The sequence below is a fragment of the Monashia sp. HAY1-2A genome (assembly GCF_056755315.1).
The window spans coordinates 1-22,455 of sequence record NZ_JBNDHY010000073.1 but is presented as its reverse complement, the minus strand read 5'-3'; the positions used below and the strand labels follow the sequence as shown (position 1 = coordinate 22,455).

The window sequence follows — 22,455 nt, the reverse complement described above, 5'->3', positions numbered from 1 at the left end:
CCCCCGCAAGACCCAACCTGCCCCCTCAGATTACTACGCGTCTCGTGGGCTCGGAGATGTGTATAAGAGACAGGGCGTTGCGGGCCGTCGCGGGCGACGACGTCGGAGTCGGCGTCGCCGTCAACCTCCACGTGCCGCGTCCTGTCGACCCGTCCAGCCCTGGCGACCTCGAGGCGGTGCGCAAGGTCGACGCCCTGGCGAACCGGGCGTTCCTCGGGCCGATGCTCGAGGGCCGTTACCCGGAGGACCTCGTCCGCGACGTCGCCGGCGTCAGCGACCTGGGGTTCGTCCACGACGGCGACCTCGAGCAGATCGCCCTGCCGCTCAGCGTCCTGGGCGTCAACTACTACGCGAGCTGCCTGGTGCGCGAGCACGTCGGCACCGGCCCGAGGGAGACGGCCGACGGCCACGGCGACGGCGCGAGCCCGTGGGTGGGGGCCGACGACGTCGAGTTCCCGGCCACGGCACCGCCGCACACCGCCATGGGGTGGAACATCGACCCGGCGGGCCTGACCGAGCTGCTCACCGACCTGGCGGCGCGCTACCCCGGCCTGCCCCTGCTCGTCACCGAGAACGGGGCCGCGTTCCCCGACCGCGTGGACGCGGACGGCCGCGTCCGCGACGCCGACCGCACCGACTACGTCCGCCGGCACCTCGAGGCCGTCGCCGACGCGATCGAGGCCGGCGCCGACGTGCGCGGCTACCTCCTGTGGTCGCTGCTCGACAACTTCGAGTGGGCCTACGGCTTCGAGCGGCGCTTCGGCATCGTCCACGTCGACTACGACACCCAGGCCCGGACCGTCAAGGACTCGGGCCGGTGGTACGCCGGTCTGCTCGCCCGCCACGAGGCCACCTGGTGCGGGGGAACCGCCGGCGACTGACCGGCCCCACCGACCCGCACGCCGAACGGCCCCGCCCACCTGCTCGTGGGCGGGGCCGTTCGTGTCGGTCCGACAGGGGACTACGGGACTACCGGAGGGTGAAGGAGGAGATCCGCACCCCCTTGTCGAGGACGAGGTAGAGGTCCTCCGTGCCCGCCGACGCGGTGACCGACCCCGTGACCGACGCGGTGACCGGGCGGTACGTGTAGACGCTGCCGGTCGGCGCCACGGTGGCCCGTCCGACCACCGGACCGGTCGGGGACCCGAGACGCAGCTCGACGGTGGCGTCGGCCGGCCCGTCGAGCGCCGCCTGGGCGGTGAACGTCAGGGGCCCCGAACCGAGACGGGCGTCGCGGTAGACCGCCCAGCCCCCGGCCTCGGGGGCCGTGATCGACGTACCCGCCGCCTTGGACTCATCGACGAGGGTGATGCCCGAGTAGTCGTCGAAGTTCATCGCCCTCGTCGCGACGCCCAGGTCACGAGCAGGCACGACCTCTCCGCGGACGTCGATCGACGTCCGTGCGCGGATGTCCGCCGACGACCGGCCGACGAGAAGGTCGTGCACCGAGCGCTCGACGACCCACCGGCCGCGCGTCACGTCCCACACCACGAGGTCGGCGGCCCTGACCTTGATGGCCACCTGCCGGGACTCGCCGGGAGCGAGCGTGACCTTGGCGAAGCCGAGCAGTCGCCGTTGCGGCTGCGGGGTCCGCGAGGTGCGCTGGTGGTCGTAGAGCTGGACGACGTCCGCACCGGCGCGGGTGCCGGTGTTGCGGACCGTGACCCGGACGGTGACCGTGCCGTCCGGCGCCACCGATGCGGGCGTGGCGGTGGCCCGGCCGTACGCGAAGTCGGTGTAGCTGAGGCCGTGCCCGAACGGGTAGAGCGGTGTGCCCTCGTAGTACTGGTACGTGCGCCTGCTCTTGATGATGTCGTAGTCGTGGATGCTCGGCAGCGTCGTGCCCTCGCGGTACCACGTCTGCGTCAGGTGGCCCGACGGGTTGACGTCGCCGAAGAGGACGTCGGCGAGCGCGTTGCCGGTCTCCTGGCCGGCGTGCGTCGTCCAGACGATCGCGGGAACGGTCTGCTGCGCCCAGTCGATCGTCTCCGGGTAGGAGGTCTCCAGCACGAGCACGGTGTGGGGGTTGGCGGCGAGCACCGCCTCGACGAGCCGCCGCTGCGCTGCCGGGAGCTCCATGCTCGTGCGGTCTCGGTTCTCGCGGCCGTTGATGAACGGCATGCTCCCGACGACGAGGACGGCGGCGTCGCTGCGTGCTGCGGCGGCCGCTGCCTGCGCCGTGCCGCTGCTCAGGGTCTCGCGCGTGAACCGGCTGGCCTCCGACGCGGACCTGGCGTCGACGCGCAGGACGCCGTCGGGCCCGACCCGGACGTAGGTGCCGCCGCCGTACCAGCTCTCCCGCGTCTCGTAGCCCGCGTAGCGCAGGACGACCGACCCGTCGGGCTGGTTCTCGATGGCGAACTGCTGCTGGACGAACCACCCGTTCGGCTGCTTGTCCTTGGTGACGAGGGCCGACCCGGTGTTGCCCACGACGTTGCCCGTCGAGACGTTGCGCAGCGTGACGACGTCCTCGCCCCAGTCGAAGACGTCGAACTGTGCGGCCGGACCTGCGGTGTCGCCTGCTGCGGCCACCGTGTCGGAGCCGGTTGTGCCGCGAGAGGTCACGTACTTGCCGGTCGCCTTGTCGCGCAGGGCGATCCGGTCGACACCCTCGACGGTGCTCACCGAGCCGGAGCTGCCGAGCCGCTTGGTGATGCCAGCAGCCGGCGTGACCGTGTAAGGGGCGTTGCCGCCGTACCAGTCGCTGTAGACGGTGTCGGCGAGCTGGCCGATCACGGCGACCTTCTGGTCCCTCGCTGCGTCGAGGGGGAGTGCGTTCCTCGAGTTCTTGAGCAGGACCATCGCCTCGGCCGCAGTCGTACGAGCCAGCTGCTGGTGCTCGGGGGCGTTGACCTCCGAGGCCCCGAGAGCCCCGTACGGCCCGCCGTCCGGGTCGAACTCGCCGAGCCGGAACCGCAGGGTGAGGGCGTGCGACGCTGCGGCGTCGACGTCCGCCTCGGTCATGAACCCCTTGGCGAGCGCCTCCTTGACCGCGGTGGTCATCGAGGTCGGGTCGGCGTTGTCCGCCACGTAGCCGTCGATGCCGGCCCTGAACATCGCCGCGTCGGCCTCGGGCTGGGTGTCGAAGTAGTGCTGGGAGCCGACGAGGTTGCCGGGGGCGAAGGCGTCACTGACGTTGTAGAGCGGCGTCTTCGAGACGGACCGCAGCTGGCCGATGAGGGGGTCGACCGTGGAGGGACGCCCGTTGACGAGGTTGTACGAGGCCATCATCCCGGTGGCCGCCCCGGCCGCGAGCGGCGCCGTGAACGCCTTGAGCTCGTACTCGTTGAGGACGCGCGGTGGCAGGTTCGAGGACGACGTGTCGCGCTGCGCCTCGTTGTTGTAGCCGATGAGGTGCTTGAGCGTCGGCGCGGCCTTGAGGTAGGTCGTGTCACGGCCCTGGATCCCGGAGCCGTAGGCCGTGGCGACGGCGCCGGTGAGCAGCGCGTCCTCGGAGTAGCCCTCCTCGTTGCGGCCCCATCGCGGGTCGCGCAGGAGGTTGACGACCGGCGCCCACAGGTTGAGGCCCCACACCTCGGGGTCCTTCGCGTGCAGGCCGCGCGCCTCGTCACCGACGGCGGAGCCGACCTGCTCGACGAGCCCGCGGTCCCACGTGCTGGCCAGGCCGAGCGCCTGGGGGAACTGGGTGGCGGTCGCGGTCACGACGTTGCCGTTGTCGCGGTGGTCGTTCGACCACGCGACACCGTGGAGGGCCTCGGTGCCCGCCTTGAAGATGCCGATCCCGAGCCGCGGGACGGGCTGCTGGTACTGGTGGAGCAGCCCGATCCGCTCGTCGAGCGTGAGTCGGGACATGAGGTCCGCGACCCGCTGCTCGATGGGGAGCCTGGGGTCGCGGAAGGGAAGGTCCGCTGCGGTGACGACCGCACCGGTGGCGGCGCGCGGAGCGACGAGCGCTCCGGTGGCCGCGACGACGACGGCCGCCGCGAGGGCGGCCGTCCTTCGGGTCTGCCTACGTCTCACAGATCGTGGGGGGTGGACCACGCTGTCCTCCTGATAGGTGTCGAAGCGCTTCGAGTCGAAGCGCTTCGACTCTGTCAGTGCCACCTGGGGCGGTCAAGGGGCCGACCACGTACGTGGACGGAATACGTGCCCGTCTACGTATCTCCCCCGATTCGCCGAGGTCGGCCGACCGCGACCGTGGAAGACGTGATGCAGAACCCGACCAGACGCAGCGCCTGTCCTCGGCGCACCGTCAGGACCACCGACTAGCCGCGTTCCACCCGAGGAGCTCCCCATGTCCATCGCACCCACGGCCTACCGGGTCGAGACCCACGCCCCAGCGCTCGACGTCAGCGTCGTCCCCGTGACGGAGCTGTCGGTGGGCGACCTCGTGTTCGACACGGAGGGCATCGCCCACGCCCTGGTGTCGGTGGAGGTGGGGATGAACTCCACGGTCTGGATCCAGCGCGTCGACCTGCCCTACGTCGAGCACGTCACCGGGGCGATCCTCGTCGCCCGCGCCGCGTCGGAGCCGGGTGCTCGCCCCCGCTGGACGAGCGCGCTCGCCGGCTGAAATCCGTAGCGATCTCCGTAACTCCCCGGATGTCGCGACACCCGTGAGGGACGACGCTGGAGCGAGGTCCAGCAGCAAGGACAAGGAGGTGAAGGTCATGGACGACTCCCAGGCACCGCGCAGCGACGACGCGTCCGCCCCGGGGCGGCGGGGTGCCGCCCGTGACTACATCCGGTTCGTCGCGCTGGGCGACTCGGCCTCGTGCGGCGTCGGAGACGCGACGCCCGACGGATGGCGCGGCTGGGCCAGGATCCTCGCCGACTCGATGGCGACGGACCACTACGTCTCGTTCTGCAAGCTCGCCGTCCCCGGCGCCACGGTGGCCGACGTCCGGCGGCGGCAGCTGGCGGACGCCCTCGACCACCGCCCGGTGCTGGCCTCGCTGGTGGTCGGCATCAACGACGTCTTCCGCTCCACGTGGGACCCCGAGCAGATCCGACGGGACCTGCTGTTCTGCGCGGGGGAGCTGGCCCGCCAGGGCACCCTGCTGGTGACGGTGAGGTTCCACGACCACGCGCGCGTCCTGGGTCTGCCGGAGGTCCTGGCGCGTCCCGTGCGGCGCCGCATCGAGGTCCTCAACGAGATCTACGACGAGGTGCACGAGAGGTACGGCGTGCTTCGGCTCGACCTGTCCGCCGACCAGGACATCTACTCGCGGGACCTCTGGGCCGCCGACCGGATGCACCCCTCCGAGCTGGGCCACCGTCGGCTCGCGCGGCTCGCCGGTGAGCTGCTCGTCGAGGAGGGCCTGCGGTTCGGCCTTCCCTCGATGGCCCGCACGGGCGAGCCCCCGAGGCGCCGGGACCTGGCCCGCACCCTGGTCGCCGACGTCGCCCCCTGGTTGGGCCGCCGGGTCCGGGACCTCGGCCCGTGGTCCATCGGCGAGGCGACCCGTCGCACCCGGGAGCTCCTGCGCCGGGCCACCACCCGAGGGCCGCTCGACGTCGCCCGGTGGAAGCTCGAGCTCGGATGACCTGCTCGCGGCCGCGCGTCAGTCGGCCTCTTCGCGCGTCCGCTGCGGCAGCAACCCGGAGCGTCGTGGCGTCTCGTTGAGGACCAGGAAGGTCCGGATGCCGGCGATGCCGGGAACACGGCGCAGGTCCTCCTGAAGGAAGGCCCGCAGGTGGTCGGCGTCGCGGAAGCGGGTCAGCAGGACCATGTCGAACTCGCCGGCCAGGTCTGCGGCGAACTCCACCTCCGGCATCTCCTCGAAGGTGGCGGCGAACTCCGTCCATCGCCAGAACTTCTCCGTGCTCGCCCGCAGCAGCACGAGCGCGGCGAGGGACAGGCCGACCTTGTACGGGTCGACCGCGACGGTCAGGCTCTGGATGACGCCGGCCTCGCGGAGCTGGGCCAACCGGGCATAGGCCGTGCCCCGGGACACCCGTGCCGCCTTGCACAGCGTCTCGACCGGCGCCCGAGCATCGGCCTGGAGGGCGCCGAGCAGAGCCAGGTCAATGTCGTCGACCGCAACCTTCGCCATGACGTTCCTCCTCGAGGTCGAACCGGTCGCCGCACCTGACGATATCTCGATAATGCCGGACTGCTTCGACGCAGACCACGACCACGCGCGCGATCTGTCCAGGCAAGCGGGCCTTCCGAATCGAAGTCGTCCAGCAGATGGCGGTCAGGCTGGATCCGCCCTGACCCGCCGCACTAGCGTTCCGCCGTGGTTCCTGCCGTTCGCCGCCGGGTGGAGCCGGCCCACCCTGCACCCCACCATCGCACCACCGGGAGAAGGACATGACCCAGACACCGCCGTACCAGGTCACCGACCCGGCCACCGGGCAGGTGGCCGACCGCTTTCCGTTTGCCAGCGATGCAGACGTCGAGGCAGCGCTGACCGCCTCCTTCGAGGCCTTCGAGGCCTGGCGGGCCCGCCCGGTCGAGGAGCGTGCGGCGATCGTCGGGCGGGTGGGCGTGCTGTTCACCGAACGCGCCTCCGAGCTGGGCGCGCTGGTCACGCGCGAGATGGGCAAGCGGCCCTCCTCGGCGCGCGGCGAGGCCGCGTACTGCTCCACGATCTTCGACTACTACGCCGCCCACGGCCCGGCGCTGCTGGCCGACCAGCCGCTGCCCGGCCGCGACGGCGCCCGCATCGAGCACCTCCCGATGGGCCCGCTGCTGGGCGTCATGCCGTGGAACTACCCGTACTCGCAGGTCGCCCGGTTCGCCGCCCCGAACCTGCTGGCCGGCAACACCATCCTGGTCAAGCACGCCGAGAACTGCCCCACGTCGGCGCTGGCCATCGCCGAGCTGATGCGGGACGCCGGCGTCCCCGAGGGCGTCTACCTCAACCTCTTCGCCACCCACGAGCAGGTCGCCACCATGATCGCCGACCCCCGCGTCCGGGGTGTCTCGCTCACCGGCTCCGAACGGGCCGGTGCTGCGGTCGCCGAGGCCGCCGGGCGGCACCTGAAGAAGGTCGTCCTCGAGCTCGGCGGCTCCGACCCGTACATCGTGCTCGACGCCGACGACGTGGCCGCCGCCGCCGAGCAGGCCTGGGCGACCCGGCTCGCCAACGTCGGCCAGGCCTGCAACTCCAACAAGCGGATGATCGTCATGGACGACGTCTACGACGACTTCGTGGCCACGCTCGTCAAGCAGGCCTCGGCGATGACCCCGCGGGGTCCGGGTGACGACTCCGACACGGCCTACTCCCCGATGGTGTCCCGCCGGGCGGCCGAGACGCTGCTCGCCCAGGTCCAGGACGCCGTCGCCCAGGGCGCCACGCTGCACGTCGGCGGCGAGCTGGTCTCCGAGCACGGCGCCTACTTCGCGCCCGCGGTCCTCACCGACGTCACGCCGCAGATGCGGGCCTACCGCGAGGAGCTCTTCGGCCCGGTCGCCGTGGTGTACCGGGTCGGCAGCGACGACGAAGCGGTGGCGCTGGCCAACGCGGTCGACCTCGGTCTCGGGGGCTCGGTCTGGAGCACCGACGAGCAGCGCGCCGCCCGCGTCGCCGCGCGGCTCGAGGTCGGCATGGCCGCGGTCAACACCCCCACCCCATCGGGCCCCGACCTGCCCTTCGGCGGCATCAAGCGCTCCGGCTTCGGCCGCGAGCTCGGCCCGCTCGGCATCCACGAGTTCGTCAACAGACGCCTGTTCTACGTCCAGGCGCGATGACCGCCGTCATCGAGAGCCGAACACCCGAAAGGAAACTCCGAATGTCCTACGTCCACCAGCCCGCCACCGTCGTCACCGGGGCCCTCGAGCCCAGGGGCCAGCGCCCCGGCGCCGACAGCGGCGACCCCCAGATCTCGTCGCTGGCCTTCGACACGCCGGGTGACGTCCGGGTCGGCATCTGGGAGTGCGAGCCGGGCGGGTGGCCGGTCGTCGACCGCGCCGACACCGAGACCTGCTACATCCTCAGTGGCCGGGCGACCATCACCGACGGCGAGACCGGGCACCGCTACGAGATCTCCGCCGGGGACGTCGTCGTGCAGCCGCGCGGCTGGTCGGGGCGCTGGGACGTCACCGAGACCATCCGGAAGGTCTACAGCATCGGCGTACCGGCCGGCGACGCCTGAGGTGAGTCGGCCGGCGTGCGCCCACGGACGTGCGCCGGCCGGGCTGCGTCCCGGCGCGTCAGCGACCCTGCTGGTCGAGCACCCAGGCGCTCGCCTGCGTCCGGGAGGTGAACCCGAGCTTGGTGAGGATGTGCTCGACGTGGGTCTCGGCGGTCCGCGGTGCGATGACGAGCCGGGCCGCGATCTCCTTGTTGCTCAGGCCCTCGGCGAGCAGCTGGGCGATCTCCCACTCCCGGCGGGTCAGGCCGCCGGGGGCGGCCGTGCTCGGCGGCCGCCCGGGGGCGTGCACCGAGCCCCGGTCGGAGGAGGCCCGGGACGACAGGGCCAGCGCCACGGCCTGGTCCGTGGAGAACGCCACGCCCTGCGCAAAGGCCGCCTCGAAACGTCGGTCACCGATAGCTGATCTCACCTGCTCCTGCGCGAGCCGGCCGAAGTCGCGGTAGACCGCCTGCGAGGCGTTCCCGCCGATGGCCCGCCAGACCGCCCCCGCGGCTCCGAGCAAGCGCGCCGCGTGCTCGTCCGGAGAGGCGGACGCCGCACACCAGGCGAGGCCCTCGACGCAGACGCTGAGGCCGTCGAGGTTGTTCATGGGCAGGAAGCGGCGGACGCCGTCGCGCAGCGAGAGGGCGGCCTCCCGGTACCGCCCGGCGCGCCACTGGGCCAGGCCGAGTCCCCAGAGGGCCCAGCCCTGCGACGACTCCGCGTCGTGGCGCCCGGCCAGCTCGAGGACCTCGCGGCTGAGGTCCTCGGCCAGGGGGTCGCCGAGGAACATCATGGCCAGGGCGTGCAGGTGCACGATGCGCCACTCGTCCCTGGTCGCGCCGAGCCGTCGGGCATCGGCTCGTGCGGCTTCCAGGAACGGCACGGCTTCGGCGGGGTGCCCACTGTGGACCCGTAGATGTCCTTCGCACTGCTTGACGCGGCTTGCCAGCAGCTCGTCACCGAGGAGGACCGCGAGCTCGCGGGCTTCGGCGAGGAGGGCTCGGGCTCGGTCGAACTCGCTCAGGTGGATGGCCAGGTTGACCGTCGCGATCAGCCCGTCCCCCCGGCTGCGCGTCGGCTCGGTGGAGCGCTCCAGGCCGCGGAGCAGGTAGCGGTACCCCTCGTGGACATGTCCCGCGTGCCACCAGGGCCAGAGCGGTGCGGCGATGTCCAGGGCGGCCGACCCTTCCCCGGGCTCGGTGAGGCAGAAGTCCAGGGCCGTGCGGACGTTGCTGTGCTCGCGGGCCATCCGGACGTACCACTCGGCCTGGTGGGGGGTGAAGAACTCCGCCCCGAACGCGGCCGCCAGCCGACGGTAGTGGTCTCGATGCCGCAGGCGGATGGAGCGGGCCTGCGGTGGGGCCAGCCGCCCAGCCCCGTACGTCCGGATCGTCTCCAGCATCCGGTACCACGCAGCGCCGCGCTCGAGGTCGTGCTCACGACCGACGATCGACTTGTCCACGAGCCCGGCCAGGCACGGGAGCACGTCCGCCCGGGCGAGGCCCTCACCCGTGCAGACCTCCTCGGCCGCCTGCAGGTCGAAGCCACCCGAGAAGACGGACAGCCGCGTCCACAGCACCTGCTCCTCCGGTGAGCACAGGTCGAAGCTCCACGCGACCGCGGTCTCCAGCGCCTGCTGTCGCGCCGGCACCGCGCGGCGGGCACTCGTGAGCAGCGAGAAACGGTCCTCGAGCCGGTCCAGCACCTCCGCCGGCGAGAGCGCCCGCAGCCAGACCGCAGCGAGCTCGAGGGCGAGCGGCAGACCGTCCAGCCTCCGGCAGAGCTCGACCACGCCGTCCCGGTTCTCGTCGGTGACCCGGAATCCGGGATCGACGGCGCTGGCCCGGTCCGCGAGCAGGGCCACGGACTCGTAGTGCATGGCGTCGCCGGCGCGACCATCGACGTCCCCGGGCGTGGACAGCGGCGGGATGGCGAGGACCTGTTCGCCCTCGACGCCGAGCACGTGCCGACTCGTCGCCAGGACGTGCAGCCCCGGTGCCGCGGCGAGCAGCTTGCTGGCCACGACGGCGCAGGCCTCGGTCAGGTGCTCGCAGTTGTCGAGGACGAGGAGCAGCTGCTTGTCCTGGAGGTGGTCGGCGAGGTCGGCGAGGGGGGCCTCGGAGACGTGGTCCAGGCCCAGGGCGCTCGCGACCGTGTGAGGCAGCAGCTGGGGGTCGCTGAGGGCAGCCAGCTCGACGAACCACACACCGTCGGGAAAGGCGCGCCGCACCCCCGCAGCCGTTCTCAGCGCGAGGCGGGTCTTGCCGACGCCGCCCATCCCGGTCAGCGTCAGCATCCGGCTGCCTGCCAGCAGCCGCCGGATGTCGCCCAGCTCCTGGCGCCGGCCCACGAAGCTGGTCAGCTCCACGGGCAGGGCGTTGCGGGGCTCCGCCTTCACCATCGTCATGCCCATGGACTCCGTTCGACGACCCCGGGGGTGGCCTGCTCCCCCGAGCCTGCGGCCCGGTCAGGGTCCTGTCAATGGAGCCACACTCGCCTGCGTCCGCGCGCGACATCCGGCCGCTAGCCGGACCGGGAGCAGCGACCTCGGGTGTGCTGTCGCCGGTCAGGCGCGGGAGAGCTTCTCGACCCAGTCGGCGGGCCACGGGGAGGTCGTGGCCCGGCCCGACCCGTCCCGGTCCAGGTGCACGGTGACGTAGCGCCCCCGCGCCGCGCGCGTGCGCGGCGCGCCCTCGAAGGCCTCACCCCAGACCTCGAAGGAGAAGGTCATCGAGGTGGTGCCCAGCTCGGTGACGGCAAGGGTCGTCGTGACCTCCTGGCCGAAGAACAGCGGCGCCTCGAAGTCCGCCTCGTAGCGGACCCTGGGGGCCACGGGGAAGTAGCCGTCGAGGCCGCGGTCGCGCACCAGCGCGGCCTCGACGGTCTCGACCAGCCGCACCACCGTGCTGTTGTGGTAGATCCCGGCCGCGTCGGTGTCGATCCACTCGATCCGCGACCGCACGGACGCGTGGGCGAGCGGGCGGCCGTTCACACCGACACGACGTCTTCCGCGGGAGCGGCCGCAGGGGCACCGGGGCGCCACCGGAGGTGCACGTCGTCCGAACCCGCGTCGCGCAGCAGTGCGAGCCGGGGCGGGATCTTGTCGGTGCGCGACGTCGGCGGACGGCGCCGCCCCGCCTTCCACGGCGTCGGCCACTCCGCGGCGGGCCCGACGTACCCCTGTTCGGCTGCGGCGTGCAGCGTCCACTGCGGGTCGTAGAGGTGCGTGCGTCCGAGGGCGCAGAGGTCGGCGCGGCCGGCGAGGAGGATGGAGTTGACGTCGTCGTAGGAGGAGATGGCCCCGACGGCGATGACGGCCACACCGGCCGGGCGCGCCACCTCGTGACGGATCCGGTCGGCGAACGGCGTCTGGTAGGAGCGCCCGAACGCCGGCTTCTCCTCCTTGGTGACCTGCCCGGACGACACGTCGATGGCGGCGGCACCATGCTCGATGAAGGCGCGCGCGATCTGGACCGCGTCGTGCTCGGTGTTGCCGTCCGGCGCCCAGTCCGTCGCGGAGATGCGGACGGTGACCGGGACGCTCGCCGGCACGGCACCGCGCACCGCGTCGAACACCTCGAGGGGGAACCGCAGCCGGTTCTCCGGCGTGCCGCCGTAGTCGTCGGTCCGCAGGTTGGAGATGGGGGACAGGAACGAGGAGAGCAGGTAGCCGTGCGCCGCGTGCACCTCGACGAGGTCGAACCCGGCCTCCACGCCGCGACGGGCGGCGTCCCGGAACTCGCTGACGACGCGGTCCATGTCCGCCCGGGTCATCTCGCGCGGCACGTGGCAGCCCTCGCCGTAGGGCAGCGCCGAGGGGCCGACGACCTCCCAGTTGCCTTCTCCGAGTGGCTCGTCCATGCCCTCCCACATGAGCCTGGTGGAGCCCTTGCGCCCGGAGTGCCCCAGCTGCAGGCCGATCCTGGCCGTGCTGTGCTCGTGGACGAACGCGGTCACTCGCGCCCACGCGTCGCGTTGCTCGTCGGACCACAGTCCCGGGCAGCCCGGCGTGATGCGACCTTCGGGGGACACACACGTCATCTCGGACATGACGAGCCCGGCACCGCCGAGCGCCTTGGAGCCCAGGTGCACGAGGTGGAACTCGCCCGGCACCCCGTCGACGGCGGAGTACATGTCCATGGGGGACAGGACGATCCGGTTCTTCAGCTCGAGACCGCCGATCCGCGTCGGCTGGAACATCGCCGGCGCCTCCTCGCCCGAGCCGCTGCGCCGGGCGAAGCCGGCCTGGATGCGCCGGGCGAACTCCGCGTCCCGGTCCTTGAGGTTCTCGAAGGTGATCCGCCGCGACCGCGTGAGCAGGTTGAACGTGAACTCGTCGGTGTCCTGGCCGGCGTACATCCCGATGTTCTCGAACCACTCGAGGCTCGCCTGCGCCGCCCGCTGGGTCGACTCGACGACGGGCTTGCGCTCCACCTGGTAGGCGGCGAGGGCCTCGGGCACCGAGTCGTGCTCGTGCAGGCAGGCCGCCAGGGCCAGGGCGTCCTCCATGGCGAGCTTGGTCCCCGAACCGATGGAGAAGTGGGCCGTGTGCGCCGCGTCGCCGAGCAGGACGACGTTCTCGTCGTGCCAGCGGTCGTTGCGCACCGTCGTGAAGCTCAGCCACTTGGAGTTGTTGGTGAGGATGCGGTGGCCGCGGAGGTCCTCGGCGAAGATCTCCGCCACGCGCCCGACCGCGTAGTCGTCGGACACCCCGGGCGGGAACACCTCCTCCTCGGTGCGGTCGAAACCGGCTCGGCGCCAGACGTCCTCGTGCATCTCCACGATGAACGTCGATCCCTGGTCGGAGTAGGGGTAGCCGTGGATCTGCATCGTCCCCCACTGCGTGTTGCGGACGATGAACTGGAACGCCTCGAACACCAGGTCGGTGCCGAACCAGATGTACTTGTTGTGGCGCCGGTCCAGGCTCGGACCGAAGGCGTCGGCGTACCGCGTCCGCACCTGCGAGTTGAGCCCGTCCGCGGCGACGACGAGGTCGTACTGCGCCCGGAGCAGGTCCGCGTCGGGTGCCTCGGTGCGGTAGTGCACCTGCACGCCGAGCTCGGCCACCCGCGCCTGGAGGATGCGGAGCAGCTCCTTGCGGCTCATCGCCGCGAACCCCTGGCCGCCGATCGTCGAGGGGACGCCGTCGACCGACACGTCGATGTCGGTCCATCGGGCGAACCGGCGTTCCATCGCGCGGTAGATCGCCGTGTCGGCGCTCTCGATGCCACCGAGGGTCTCGTCGGAGAACACGACCCCGAAGCCGAAGGTGTCGTCGGGGGCGTTGCGCTCCCACACGGTCACCTCGTGGCCGGCGTCCAGCTGCTTCATCAGGGCGGCCAGGTACAGGCCACCCGGGCCCCCACCGACGATCGCGACTCTCATGACGACATCTCCTTGACCAGCTCACGCAGCTTGTAGTGCTGGAGCTTGCCGCTGGTGTTGCGGGGCAGCTGCTCGACGAAGCGCACTCGGCGCGGGTACTTGTACGGGGCGAGGGTCGCCTTGACGAACTCCTGGATCTCGCGCGCCTTGGCCTCGTCGCCGACGACCCCCTCGCGGAGCACGACGAAGGCGCTGACCACCGAGCCGCGCTCAGGGTCCGGCTCGCCCACGACACCGGTCTCGACGACATCGGGATGGGCGTCGATCGCCTCCTCCACCTCCGGCGCGCCGATGTTGTAGCCGGAGGACACGATCATGCTGTCGGTGCGTGCGCGGTAGAAGAAGTAGCCGTCCTCGTCCTCGACGAAGGTGTCACCGGTGACGTTCCAGCCGTCCACGACGTAGGCGTACTGTCGGTCGTCGTCGAGGTAGCGGCAGCCGACGGGGCCGATGACGGCCAGGCGGCCCTCGGTGCCTGGGGGAACCGGCGTCGAGTCGGGGCCGAGGATCGTGGCACGGTAGCCGGGGACCGGTCGACCGGTGCTCCCGGGCCGCATCTCGCCCTCCGGGGCGGAGATGAAGATGTGCAGCATCTCGGTCGCGCCGATGCCGTCGATGACCGACAGCCCGAGCTCGGAACGGATCCTCTGCCAGACCTCCTGGGGGAGGTGCTCGCCGGCGCTGACGGCCTTGCGCAGCCCGGCCAGCTTCGCCAGGTGGCCGCCCCTGATGATCTGCTTGTACGCCGTGGGCGCGGTCGCGAGGACGGTCACGCCGTGCTGCTCGACGACCTCCGCGAGCTGGACGGGCGTCGTGCTCTCGGTGAGCAGGGCACAGGCGCCGGCCCGGAGGGTGAAGACGACGAGCATGCCCAGGCCGAAGGTGAAGGCGAAGGGAGCCGTGCAGGCGACGACGTCGTCCGGCTCCAGGCGCAGGATGTGGCGTCCGAACGTGTTGTCGATGGACAGGAGGTCACGGTGGAAGTGCATCGTGACCTTCGGCACGCCGGTGCTGCCGGAGGTCGGCCCGAGGAGCGCGACGTCGTCGGCCGCCGTGTCCACGCTTCGGTACTCGCCCGGCTTGGACGCGACGCGTCGGGTCAGGTCGTCGTCGGTGTCGCCGCCGTAGGGGACGACGACGAGGCCGCCCGCCACGGTGTCGCGCACCGTCTCGACCTCCTCGGTGAACCGGTGGTCGACGAGGGCGACCACCGGTCGGGTCTTCTCCACGATGGGGCCGAGCTCGCGGGCCCGCAGGGCGGCCATCGTCGTGACGACCACGCCACCGGCCTTGAGGGTCCCCAGCCACGCCGCGACGGTCCACGGGTTGTTCGGCGAGCGGAGCAGGACGCGGTTGCCCGGCTCCAGCCCGAGGTCCTCGGTGAGCACCGCCGCGACCTGGTTGGCGCGCCGCTGCAGGTCGCCGTAGCTCCACACCGTGCCGTCGGTGGCGCGCACTGCGGGGCGGTCGGCGTGACGCTCCACGGCCGCGTCGAGCAGCTCGGTCGCGGCGTTGAGGCGCGCCGGGTACTGCAGCTCGGGGGTGGTGAACTCCAGCGTCGGCCACAGCCCGTCGGGCGGCAGGTGGTCGCGGGCGAAGGTGTCGGTGTACGCGCTCGGTTCCAGGGCGGGTCGGGCGGATTTGGGCATCAGTGGCTCCCTCTGCTGGCGCGGATCATGCCCTCCTGGACGACGGTCGCCAGGTGCTCGCCGTCCGGCGTGAAGAAGCGACCGAGGCCGACGCCGCGCCCGGCGTCGGCCGAGACGGCCTCCTGCGCGTAGAGCAGCCAGCCGTCGAGCACCCCCGGCTGCGGCTGGCGGTGGAACCACATGGCGTGGTCGAGGCTGGCGGTCACGAGGCCGGGCTTCGCCCACGGCAGGTCGAGCACGCGCAGGACCGGCTCGAGGATCGTGTAGTCGCAGACGTAGGCGAGGGCGGCGAGGTCGCGCTGGGCGTCGGTGAGGCCGTCGACCGGGCGCAGGGCATCGAACGGTCGCACCCACAGGGCCTGGTGCGGTACCCGGCCGCCGTCGACCCGCAGGTAGACCGGGCCCGGCACGTGGCGCATGTCGAAGCTGCGCCCGCCCGACCAGTACTCCTTGGACTCTGCCGTCATCGTGGAGCCGTCCCCGGGGTCGTGCCCGGCCAGGTAGTCCGCCGAGGTGGGCAGCGACTCGGGTCCCGGGACGGCGGCCACCGGGGCGGCCGCGTAGCGACCTCCGTCCTCGCCGGCGGCGAAGCCGGCGAGGCCCACGTACGCGGGCCTGCCGTTCTGGAAGGCCCGCACGTGGCGGGTCGCGTAGCCGCGCCCGTCGCGCAGCACCTCCACCTCGTACGTCACCGGCGCGGCGATGTCGACGGGCCGCATGAAGTAGCTGTGCATCGAGTGCATGACCTTGCCGTCGGTGACGCTCAGCATCGCGGCGGCCGCTGCCTGCGCGACCATGTCGCCGCCGTAGGCCTTGGGCCACGGGCAGGGCTGGGTGGTGGCGCTCCAGGCCAGGTCGAAGTGCTCGGCGGCGGTGGGCGTCAGGGCCAGGGCCGCCGTGAGGGTCTCCGAGGTCGGCCCGCTCACGGACGGTCCACCCAGTGCCGCAGCTCGGCATCGGCGACCTGCGGGAGGTTGACGACGATGTTCTCGGGGGTGCGTGCCGTCATCCACGTCAGGGGGTTGTTGCGGTCGAGGTTGCACTCGACGTGCGGCATGAACGGCGGCACGAAGACCCAGTCGCCCTCTTCCATGTCGATGTAGTCCTCGAAGCGCTCGCCGAAGTAGATGCGGGCGCGGCCGGACAGCACGTAGCCGCCGGTCTCGGCCTCCCCGTGGTGGTGCGGCACGGACCGGTACCCGGGGTCGTTGCTGACCTTGCCGAACCACAGGCGCGTCGCCGGCGTGTGCTGGATGCTGACGCCGGAGACTCGCGTGGCACCGCTGGACTGGCCGGTGTCGCCCACCTCGTGCCCGCCCCGCGTGACGACCGGCACGACCAGTCCGTTCGCATCCGCGTAGATCGAGTTGTCGCCGACGAGCTGGTACTTGCTGAGGTCGGGCTCCATGATGGGTCTCCTTGTGTCAGAGGTCGTTCCGTGGGAGGGGATCAGTCGAGGGGTGGTCCGACGCGGACGACGTTGCGCAGCAGGCCGATCCCCTCGATCTCCGTCTCGAGGACGTCGCCGTCACCGAGGAAGCGCTGCGGGTCGCGGCTGACGCCGACGCCGCCGGGGGTGCCGGTGAGGACGAGGTCACCGGGGCGCAGGACGGTGAAGCGGGAGATGTAGGAGACGAGCTCGGCGGCGTCGAACAGCAGGGTCGCCGTGCTGTCGCGCTGGACCTCCTCGCCGTTGACGCGGCACGTGATGGTGAGGCCGTCGGCCGGGTCGAGCTCGTCGCCGGTGACGAGCACCGGCCCGACGGGCGTCGAGCGGTCCCACGCCTTGCCCTGAAACCACTGCAGCGTGCGGTACTGCCAGTCGCGCACGGAGACGTCGTTGGCCACGGTGTAGCCGGCGACGGCCGCCACCGCCGTGGCCCGGTCCGCGTTGCGGACCTCCGCCCCGACGACGACCGCGAGCTCGGCCTCCCAGTCGACCTGGGTGCCGGGTGCGATGACGACGTCGTCGGTCGGCCCGACGAGGCTGTCGGCGTACTTGGCGAACAGGGTGGGGTGCCGCGGCAGCTCGCGGCCGGTCTCGAGGATGTGCTCGCGGTAGTTGAGGCCGCAGCAGACCACCTTGGCCGGCCGTGGCAGCGGTGTCACCGGCCGGGCGTCCGGCAGCGGCGCACCGAGCGGCTGCCCCGGCCCGAGGGTGCCGCCGGTGGCGAGCAGCTCGGACAGGTCCCGGGCGGGCAGCGCGCGCCAGCCGTCTGCGGTGTACGCCGCGGCGTGGGTGGTGCCTCGGTGGGCGACGGTGCCGAACCTCATATAGCGAGATTGTCACGGTCGTCGAAAAAGATCAATAGGTGGTCTATCCTGAGGTCGCCGCCCCGCCGTGGTGGCAGGCCGGCGCCCGAGAGACGCGGCGCCACCACCGTTCGACGACCAGCGACTGCCCGACCCTGGAGGTCCCATGTCCGCCGACCCGACGCCGATCCCGGTCAACCCGGCCGCGCTGCCCACCCCGCGGGGCTACTCGCACGGCACCCTGTCCGGCAACACGCTCTACCTCGGCGGGCAGACCGCCCTCGACGCCGACATGCAGATCGTCCCGGGCGGGATCGTCGCTCAGTTCCGGCAGGCGTTCTCCAACGTCCTCGCGACCCTCGCCGAGGCGGGCGGCCGGCCGGAGGACCTCGTGAGCATCACGATCTACCTCACCGACATCCCGGACTACCAGGCCCACGGCCGCGAGATCGGACAGGTGTGGCGCGAGCTGGCCGGGCCCGTGTACCCCGCGATGGCCGGCATCGGCACGACCGGCTTGTGGCAGCCCGAGGCCCTCATCGAGATCGTCGGCGTCGCCGTCATCCCCTACGAGCGGCTCCGGCCTGGTCGGTGACGAAGTCGTGGGCGGGCCCCGACAGCATGGCGTGCAGCGCGAAGAAGGTCTCCGCCGCCCGGGTGCCTGACCAGTCGGGCGGCAGCAGGTCCGTCGGCAGCCCGGGGTCGAGGTAGGGCAGGCGGCGCCAGGCGGTCAGGGCGCGGAGGTGGTCGGCGAACGCGGCGGGCCCGACCGGCACGTGCGGCTGCTCGGCCCAGGCCCGGCGGGCCGGCTCGTAGGAATCGAGGAAGTCCGCGTAGAGCAGCTCGAGCGCGCCCAGGTCCCACCACCGGGCCACCTTGTCGGCCGGTTCGCCGAACGCGAGGTACTCCGCCCGGAACAGGTCGACGTACGGTTCCAGGCCGTCGCCGAGCAGGACCTCCCGGGCGTCGTCGGCCAGATGTCCGGGAGCGATCCACACACCCGAGGACACCGTGCCGAAGCCCAGCCAGGACAGGCGGGACCGGAGCGCGTGGCGCTTCTGGCGTTCGGACTCGGGCACCGAGAAGACGACGACGACCCAGTGGTGCGCGTGCTGTCGGCGCGGCGCGAAGATGCGCCGGTCGCCGACCTCGAGCAGCCGGCGCGCGTAGTCGGACAGGGCGTACCCGGCGGCGCCGTCGCGGCGCTCGGCCTCGACGATGCCGCGACGCTTGAGGCGGGACAGGGACGAGCGGACGGCCTGCTCGTCGACGCCGGCGGCGCCCATGAGGCGGATCAGCGCGCTGACGCTGATCCAGCCGCCGAGCTCGCGGACGTAGAGGCCCAACAGGGTGACGATGAGCGCGCGAGGCGGTAGGGGACCCCGTTCGGTACCGCCGTCGAGTTCCGTCGTCACGGGGGCACAGTATCGGGACCCGGCCACGCCCTCGTGTGACGACCTCGTGGGCCTCAGGCGCTCAGCCGACCGCCACGGACGAGCGAGCCTCGGTCACGACCTCGTGGCCGCAGCGCGCGCAGCACCAGCCGGTCTGCCGCCTGAGGTAGTGGTGCCCGGACCGGCCGCAGTGGGCGCCGGCCGCGGAGACCGTCGCGGGAGCGAGCATCGCCACCGTCCGGTCCTGCACCGCGCGGCGGTCGGCGTGGTGGCGAGCCCTGCCGACGAGCAGCCCGACCAGGACGGCCAGGACGGCCATGGAAACGACGACCGACGGAACCATGAGAGCGTTCATGCCTGCTCGACCCCCAACTGTGCGTGGTCCTGCCGGACCGGTGACCGGAAGCGCGATGTCCTGCTTCCTTCCCATCACGATGCCGGTCCAACTGCAACGCCGCCGTGAGCGACCCCCGAAGAAGTGCACAAGAACGACGCAAGACCTCCGGTGCCCGTTGCCGTTCTGCTGCAGGTGTTCTCGTCGGCCACGGACACCGCCCGCTCGGCGGCACACGGGTCGGACCGCAGGGGTCGACGGGGGCTCAGGCGGCGCCCCCCCGGCCTCAGGCCTCCTCGACGATCGGCCTCGGCGCGGCGGACCGTCGGGTCGGGTGCGTCGTCGTTGCCTCACCCGCGGCGATGCGCCGGATGCGGTCGCGGGCGAGCAACCACCCTCCGGCGAGCAGCGGGACGATGACGGCGAGCGAGGCGACCGTCCACGTGCCGACGGGGCGGTCGAAGGCCATGAGGACGATGACCGCGGCGAGGAACCCGAGGGTGAGCCACCCGGTGAACGGCGACCCGAAGAGGCGGAACGAGGGCCGCACGAGCCGGCCCGCCCGCGCCCAGGCGACGAGCCGCATCTGGCACAGCACGATCATCCCCCACGCGGCGACGATGCCGAGGGCCGCGACGTTGAGGACGATCTCGAAGGCCTGGGCCGGCACGAGCGCGTTGAGCAGGACACCGACGAGGGCGACCGCGGCGGTGATGACGATGCCGCCGTAGGGCACGCCGCCGCGGCTCATCCGTCCGGCGAACTGCGGCGCCGAGCCGGAGAACGCCATGGAGCGCATGATGCGGCCCGTCGAGTAGAGGCCGGCGTTGAGCGAGGACAGCGCTGCGGTGAGGACGACGAGGTTCATCGCGGTGTCGACCCCCTCGACGCCGATCGACCCGAAGAAGGTGACGAACGGGCTCTCGCCGGCCTTGTAGGCCGTGTACGGCAGCAGGAGCGAGAGCAGCACGACGGACCCGACGTAGAAGACGATGATGCGCACGATGACCGTGTTGATCGCCTTGGGGATGACGACGCGGGCGTTCTCGGCCTCGCCCGCAGCCGTGCCGACGAGCTCGATCGAGGCGTAGGCGAAGACGACGCCCTGCACGACGACGACCGCGGGCAGGACGCCGTGCGGGAAGATGCCACCGTTGGCGCCGAGCAGGCCCAGCCCCGGGTGGTGGCCGGCGACCGGCGTGCCGAAGAAGAGGAACCACAGCCCGACCGCGAGGAAGATGACGAGCGCGGCCACCTTGACCAGGGCGAACCAGAACTCGAGCTCGCCGAAGACCTTGACGTTGACGAGATTGAGGCCGAGGACGAGCACGAGTGCGCCGAGGGCGAAGGCCCACTGCGGGACGCTCGCGATGGGTGCCCAGTACCGCGCGAAGAAGTTCATGTAGAGCGCGACGGCCGTCACGTCGACGACGGCGGTCGTGGCCCACACGAGCCAGTACATCCACCCCGTGACGAACGCCGCCTTCTCGCCGTAGAACTCGCGCGCGTAGGACACGAACGAGCCCGACGAGGGCCGGTGGAGCACGAGCTCGCCGAGCGCGCGCAGGATGAGGAAGGCGAAGAAGCCGCACACCGCGTACGTCAGGGCGAGCGACGGCCCTGCGGCCTCGAGGCGTCCCCCGGCACCGAGGAACAGGCCCGTCCCGATGGCACCGCCGATCGCGATCATCCTGATCTGCCGGGGCTTGAGGGACTTGTGGTAGCCGCTCTGCTCGCGGTCGGTCAGCGAGCCGTCCGCCGCCGGTGCGTTCGGCGGAGCGGACGGTGGCTGGGTTCTGGTCGTTCTTCCAGGCATGCTCGTCATTGGGCGCCTTTCTGTGACAGGAGAATCCGGAGGGGAGCGTGCGACCGGCGGCCGACGCCGTTGGCGTGTGGACCTCGCCGCGTCAGACGGGCTGCGGGCGGGAGTCGGGCAGGTTGGCGAGCCGCTCCGGCCGGATGAGCTCCTCGAGCTCGTCGGCCGACAGCAGACCCCGTTCGAGCACGAGCTCGGCGACGCCGCGCCCGGTGAGCAGCGCCTCGGTCGCCACGGACGTCGCGGCCGCGTACCCGATGTGCGGGTTGAGCGCCGTCACCAGGCCGATCGACCCCGCGACGGAGGCGCGCAGCCGGTCGGCGTTGACGGTGATGTCGTCGACGCACCGGTCGGCCAGCACGCGGCACGCGTTGCCGAGGTGGGTGATGCTGCGGTTGAGGCTGTGCACGATGACCGGCTCGAAGGCGTTGAGCTGCAGCTGACCACCTTCGGCGGCGAGGGTCACCGTGACGTCGTTGCCGATGACCTCGTAGGCGACCTGGTTGACGACCTCCGGGATCACCGGGTTGACCTTGCCGGGCATGATCGACGACCCCGACTGCACGGCAGGCAGGTTCAGCTCCGCCAGTCCGCTTCGCGGCCCCGACGAGAGCAGCCGCAGGTCGTTGCAGATCTTCGACAGCTTGACGGCGACCCGCTTGAGCACGCCGGACAGGTGGACGAAGGCGCCGACGTCGGCCGTGGCCTCGATGAGGTCGGGGCTCGTCGTCAGCGGCAGGGCCGTGATCTCGGCGAGGTGGCGGCGCGCCGACTCGGCGTAGCCCGCGGGAGCGTTGAGCCCGGTGCCGATGGCCGTCGCGCCGAGGTTGATCTCGTGGAGCAGGGTGCCGGCCTCGGCGAGACGGTCGCGGTCCTCGGCCAGCGTCACCGCGTACGCGGCGAACTCCTGCCCGACGGTCATCGGCACGGCGTCCTGCAGCTGCGTGCGCCCCATCTTGACGACGTCGTGGAACTCGACGGCCTTGCGGCGGAAGGCCGCGACGAGGTGGTCGACCGACGCGAGCAGGTCGGCGAGGGCGCGGATCGTCGCGATGTTCGCGGCCGTCGGGTAGACGTCGTTGGTCGACTGGCTGAGGTTGACGTGGTCGTTCGGGTGGAGCACCGCGTAGTCGCCGCGCGCCGCGCCGAGCAGCTCGAGGGCCCGGTTGGCGATGACCTCGTTGGCGTTCATGTTCGTCGACGTGCCGGCGCCACCCTGGATGGCGTCGACGACGAACTGGTCCGCGAGCCGGCCGTCCAGGATCTCGAGGCAGGCGGCTTCGATGGCGCCGCAGCGCCGCTCGTCGAGCAACCCGAGGTCGCGGTTGGCGCGGGCCGCCGCGAGCTTGACGGCGGCGAGCCCGCGCACGAGGTACGGGTTGCCGGCGATGGTCTCGCCGGTGATGGGGAAGTTCTCGACGGCGCGGAGCGTGTGGACGCCCCAGTAGGCGTCGTCGGGGACGTCGCGGTCTCCGAGCAGGTCGTGTTCGGTGCGGGGCATGGTTCCTCCTGGCGGGGCGGGCAGGCGAGCGGTGCTGCGGCTGTCTCTTATACACATCTGACGCTGCCGACGACGGA

At 72.0% G+C, this 22,455-nt stretch carries 19 protein-coding genes; 6 read left to right on the top strand and 13 right to left on the bottom strand.

Annotation, left to right across the window (positions count from 1 at the left end; all coding sequences use genetic code 11):
• Positions 1-881, top strand: an 881-nt coding sequence (locus ACPYOM_RS12380) for a glycoside hydrolase family 1 protein (protein WP_481346187.1), incomplete at its 5' end; no start/stop codon positions are given.
• A gap of 88 nt (positions 882-969) precedes the next feature.
• Here the strand turns inward: ACPYOM_RS12380 and ACPYOM_RS12375 are convergent.
• On the bottom strand, positions 970-3,981 hold the full coding sequence (locus ACPYOM_RS12375; RefSeq protein ID WP_481346186.1) for a glycoside hydrolase family 3 protein: 3,012 nt from the start codon (positions 3,979-3,981) through the stop codon (positions 970-972).
• A gap of 274 nt (positions 3,982-4,255) precedes the next feature.
• Between ACPYOM_RS12375 and ACPYOM_RS12370 the strand changes: the two genes are divergently transcribed.
• Both ACPYOM_RS12370 and ACPYOM_RS12365 read left to right on the top strand, forming a co-directional pair.
• Positions 4,256-4,534 carry a hypothetical protein gene (locus ACPYOM_RS12370; RefSeq protein WP_481343477.1) on the top strand — a complete coding sequence of 93 codons (279 nt, stop codon included), beginning with the start codon at positions 4,256-4,258 and terminating at the stop codon, positions 4,532-4,534.
• A gap of 97 nt (positions 4,535-4,631) precedes the next feature.
• Positions 4,632-5,507 carry an SGNH/GDSL hydrolase family protein gene (locus ACPYOM_RS12365; protein ID WP_481346185.1) on the top strand — a complete coding sequence of 292 codons (876 nt, stop codon included), beginning with the start codon at positions 4,632-4,634 and terminating at the stop codon, positions 5,505-5,507.
• A gap of 18 nt (positions 5,508-5,525) precedes the next feature.
• Here ACPYOM_RS12365 and ACPYOM_RS12360 read toward each other — a convergent pair whose 3' ends face one another.
• Positions 5,526-6,017: an Lrp/AsnC family transcriptional regulator gene (locus ACPYOM_RS12360; protein ID WP_481346184.1), complete on the bottom strand. Its 492-nt coding sequence runs from the start codon at positions 6,015-6,017 to the stop codon at positions 5,526-5,528.
• A 260-nt stretch (positions 6,018-6,277) separates the two neighbouring features.
• Here ACPYOM_RS12360 and ACPYOM_RS12355 point away from each other — a divergent pair, with 260 nt between their 5' ends.
• The gene (locus ACPYOM_RS12355; RefSeq protein WP_481346183.1) at positions 6,278-7,660 is read left to right on the top strand and encodes an NAD-dependent succinate-semialdehyde dehydrogenase; all 1,383 of its coding nucleotides are present in this window, start codon (positions 6,278-6,280) and stop codon (positions 7,658-7,660) included.
• A gap of 41 nt (positions 7,661-7,701) precedes the next feature.
• Complete coding sequence (locus ACPYOM_RS12350) at positions 7,702-8,064, top strand: cupin domain-containing protein (RefSeq protein WP_481343472.1); 363 nt, start codon at positions 7,702-7,704, stop codon at positions 8,062-8,064.
• A gap of 58 nt (positions 8,065-8,122) precedes the next feature.
• Here ACPYOM_RS12350 and ACPYOM_RS12345 read toward each other — a convergent pair whose 3' ends face one another.
• The 7 genes from ACPYOM_RS12345 to ACPYOM_RS12315 form a co-directional block, all read right to left on the bottom strand.
• Positions 8,123-10,453: an ATP-binding protein gene (locus ACPYOM_RS12345; RefSeq protein ID WP_481346182.1), complete on the bottom strand. Its 2,331-nt coding sequence runs from the start codon at positions 10,451-10,453 to the stop codon at positions 8,123-8,125.
• 159 nt (positions 10,454-10,612) lie between these two features.
• A complete protein-coding gene (locus ACPYOM_RS12340) occupies positions 10,613-11,038 on the bottom strand; it encodes an acyl-CoA thioesterase (protein ID WP_481346181.1) in 426 nt (141 codons plus the stop codon).
• The gene (locus ACPYOM_RS12335) at positions 11,035-13,431 is read right to left on the bottom strand and encodes a bifunctional salicylyl-CoA 5-hydroxylase/oxidoreductase (RefSeq protein WP_481346180.1); all 2,397 of its coding nucleotides are present in this window, start codon (positions 13,429-13,431) and stop codon (positions 11,035-11,037) included. The genes ACPYOM_RS12340 and ACPYOM_RS12335 overlap by 4 nt, the downstream gene beginning before the upstream one ends.
• Entirely contained in the window at positions 13,428-15,080 is a 1,653-nt protein-coding gene (locus tag ACPYOM_RS12330; RefSeq protein WP_481346179.1) for an AMP-binding protein, read from the bottom strand. Before ACPYOM_RS12330 ends, ACPYOM_RS12335 begins: the two co-directional genes overlap by 4 nt.
• Positions 15,080-16,006 (bottom strand): acyl-CoA thioesterase, encoded by a 927-nt coding sequence (locus tag ACPYOM_RS12325; RefSeq protein ID WP_481343512.1) that lies wholly within the window; start codon positions 16,004-16,006, stop codon positions 15,080-15,082. The genes ACPYOM_RS12330 and ACPYOM_RS12325 overlap by 1 nt, the downstream gene beginning before the upstream one ends.
• Positions 16,003-16,488, bottom strand: coding sequence for a cupin domain-containing protein (locus ACPYOM_RS12320; protein WP_481343513.1), 486 nt, complete (start codon positions 16,486-16,488; stop codon positions 16,003-16,005). The genes ACPYOM_RS12325 and ACPYOM_RS12320 overlap by 4 nt, the downstream gene beginning before the upstream one ends.
• Before the next feature lie 41 nt (positions 16,489-16,529).
• Entirely contained in the window at positions 16,530-17,354 is an 825-nt protein-coding gene (locus tag ACPYOM_RS12315; RefSeq protein ID WP_481346178.1) for a fumarylacetoacetate hydrolase family protein, read from the bottom strand.
• Positions 17,355-17,499: 145 nt separating this feature from the next.
• Between ACPYOM_RS12315 and ACPYOM_RS12310 the strand changes: the two genes are divergently transcribed.
• The gene (locus ACPYOM_RS12310) at positions 17,500-17,928 is read left to right on the top strand and encodes a RidA family protein (RefSeq protein WP_481346177.1); all 429 of its coding nucleotides are present in this window, start codon (positions 17,500-17,502) and stop codon (positions 17,926-17,928) included.
• On the opposite strand, the gene ACPYOM_RS12305 is transcribed toward ACPYOM_RS12310, so the two are convergent.
• The 4 genes from ACPYOM_RS12305 to ACPYOM_RS12290 all read right to left on the bottom strand — a co-directional run bounded on the left by ACPYOM_RS12305 (position 17,894) and on the right by ACPYOM_RS12290 (position 22,378).
• Positions 17,894-18,748: a PaaX family transcriptional regulator gene (locus ACPYOM_RS12305; protein WP_481346176.1), complete on the bottom strand. Its 855-nt coding sequence runs from the start codon at positions 18,746-18,748 to the stop codon at positions 17,894-17,896. The genes ACPYOM_RS12310 and ACPYOM_RS12305 overlap by 35 nt on opposite strands.
• Before the next feature lie 61 nt (positions 18,749-18,809).
• Positions 18,810-19,082 carry a hypothetical protein gene (locus ACPYOM_RS12300; protein WP_481346175.1) on the bottom strand — a complete coding sequence of 91 codons (273 nt, stop codon included), beginning with the start codon at positions 19,080-19,082 and terminating at the stop codon, positions 18,810-18,812.
• Positions 19,083-19,347: 265 nt separating this feature from the next.
• Positions 19,348-20,877, bottom strand: a complete 1,530-nt coding sequence (locus tag ACPYOM_RS12295) for an amino acid permease (RefSeq protein WP_481346174.1) — start codon at positions 20,875-20,877, stop codon at positions 19,348-19,350.
• 91 nt (positions 20,878-20,968) lie between these two features.
• Positions 20,969-22,378, bottom strand: a complete 1,410-nt coding sequence (locus ACPYOM_RS12290) for an aspartate ammonia-lyase (protein WP_481343519.1) — start codon at positions 22,376-22,378, stop codon at positions 20,969-20,971.
• Between the last annotated feature and the right edge of the window lie 77 nt (positions 22,379-22,455).

Coding starts and splice junctions, on each gene's coding strand:
- ACPYOM_RS12370 (WP_481343477.1), top strand. CDS start 4,256: ATGTCCATCGCACCCACGGCCTACCGGGTCGAGACCCACGCCCCAGCG.
- ACPYOM_RS12365 (WP_481346185.1), top strand. CDS start 4,632: ATGGACGACTCCCAGGCACCGCGCAGCGACGACGCGTCCGCCCCGGGG.
- ACPYOM_RS12360 (WP_481346184.1), bottom strand. CDS start 6,017: ATGGCGAAGGTTGCGGTCGACGACATTGACCTGGCTCTGCTCGGCGCC.
- ACPYOM_RS12355 (WP_481346183.1), top strand. CDS start 6,278: ATGACCCAGACACCGCCGTACCAGGTCACCGACCCGGCCACCGGGCAG.
- ACPYOM_RS12350 (WP_481343472.1), top strand. CDS start 7,702: ATGTCCTACGTCCACCAGCCCGCCACCGTCGTCACCGGGGCCCTCGAG.
- ACPYOM_RS12345 (WP_481346182.1), bottom strand. CDS start 10,453: ATGACGATGGTGAAGGCGGAGCCCCGCAACGCCCTGCCCGTGGAGCTG.
- ACPYOM_RS12335 (WP_481346180.1), bottom strand. CDS start 13,431: ATGAGAGTCGCGATCGTCGGTGGGGGCCCGGGTGGCCTGTACCTGGCC.
- ACPYOM_RS12330 (WP_481346179.1), bottom strand. CDS start 15,080: ATGCCCAAATCCGCCCGACCCGCCCTGGAACCGAGCGCGTACACCGAC.
- ACPYOM_RS12320 (WP_481343513.1), bottom strand. CDS start 16,488: ATGGAGCCCGACCTCAGCAAGTACCAGCTCGTCGGCGACAACTCGATC.
- ACPYOM_RS12315 (WP_481346178.1), bottom strand. CDS start 17,354: ATGAGGTTCGGCACCGTCGCCCACCGAGGCACCACCCACGCCGCGGCG.
- ACPYOM_RS12310 (WP_481346177.1), top strand. CDS start 17,500: ATGTCCGCCGACCCGACGCCGATCCCGGTCAACCCGGCCGCGCTGCCC.
- ACPYOM_RS12300 (WP_481346175.1), bottom strand. CDS start 19,082: ATGAACGCTCTCATGGTTCCGTCGGTCGTCGTTTCCATGGCCGTCCTG.
- ACPYOM_RS12295 (WP_481346174.1), bottom strand. CDS start 20,877: ATGCCTGGAAGAACGACCAGAACCCAGCCACCGTCCGCTCCGCCGAAC.
- ACPYOM_RS12290 (WP_481343519.1), bottom strand. CDS start 22,378: ATGCCCCGCACCGAACACGACCTGCTCGGAGACCGCGACGTCCCCGAC.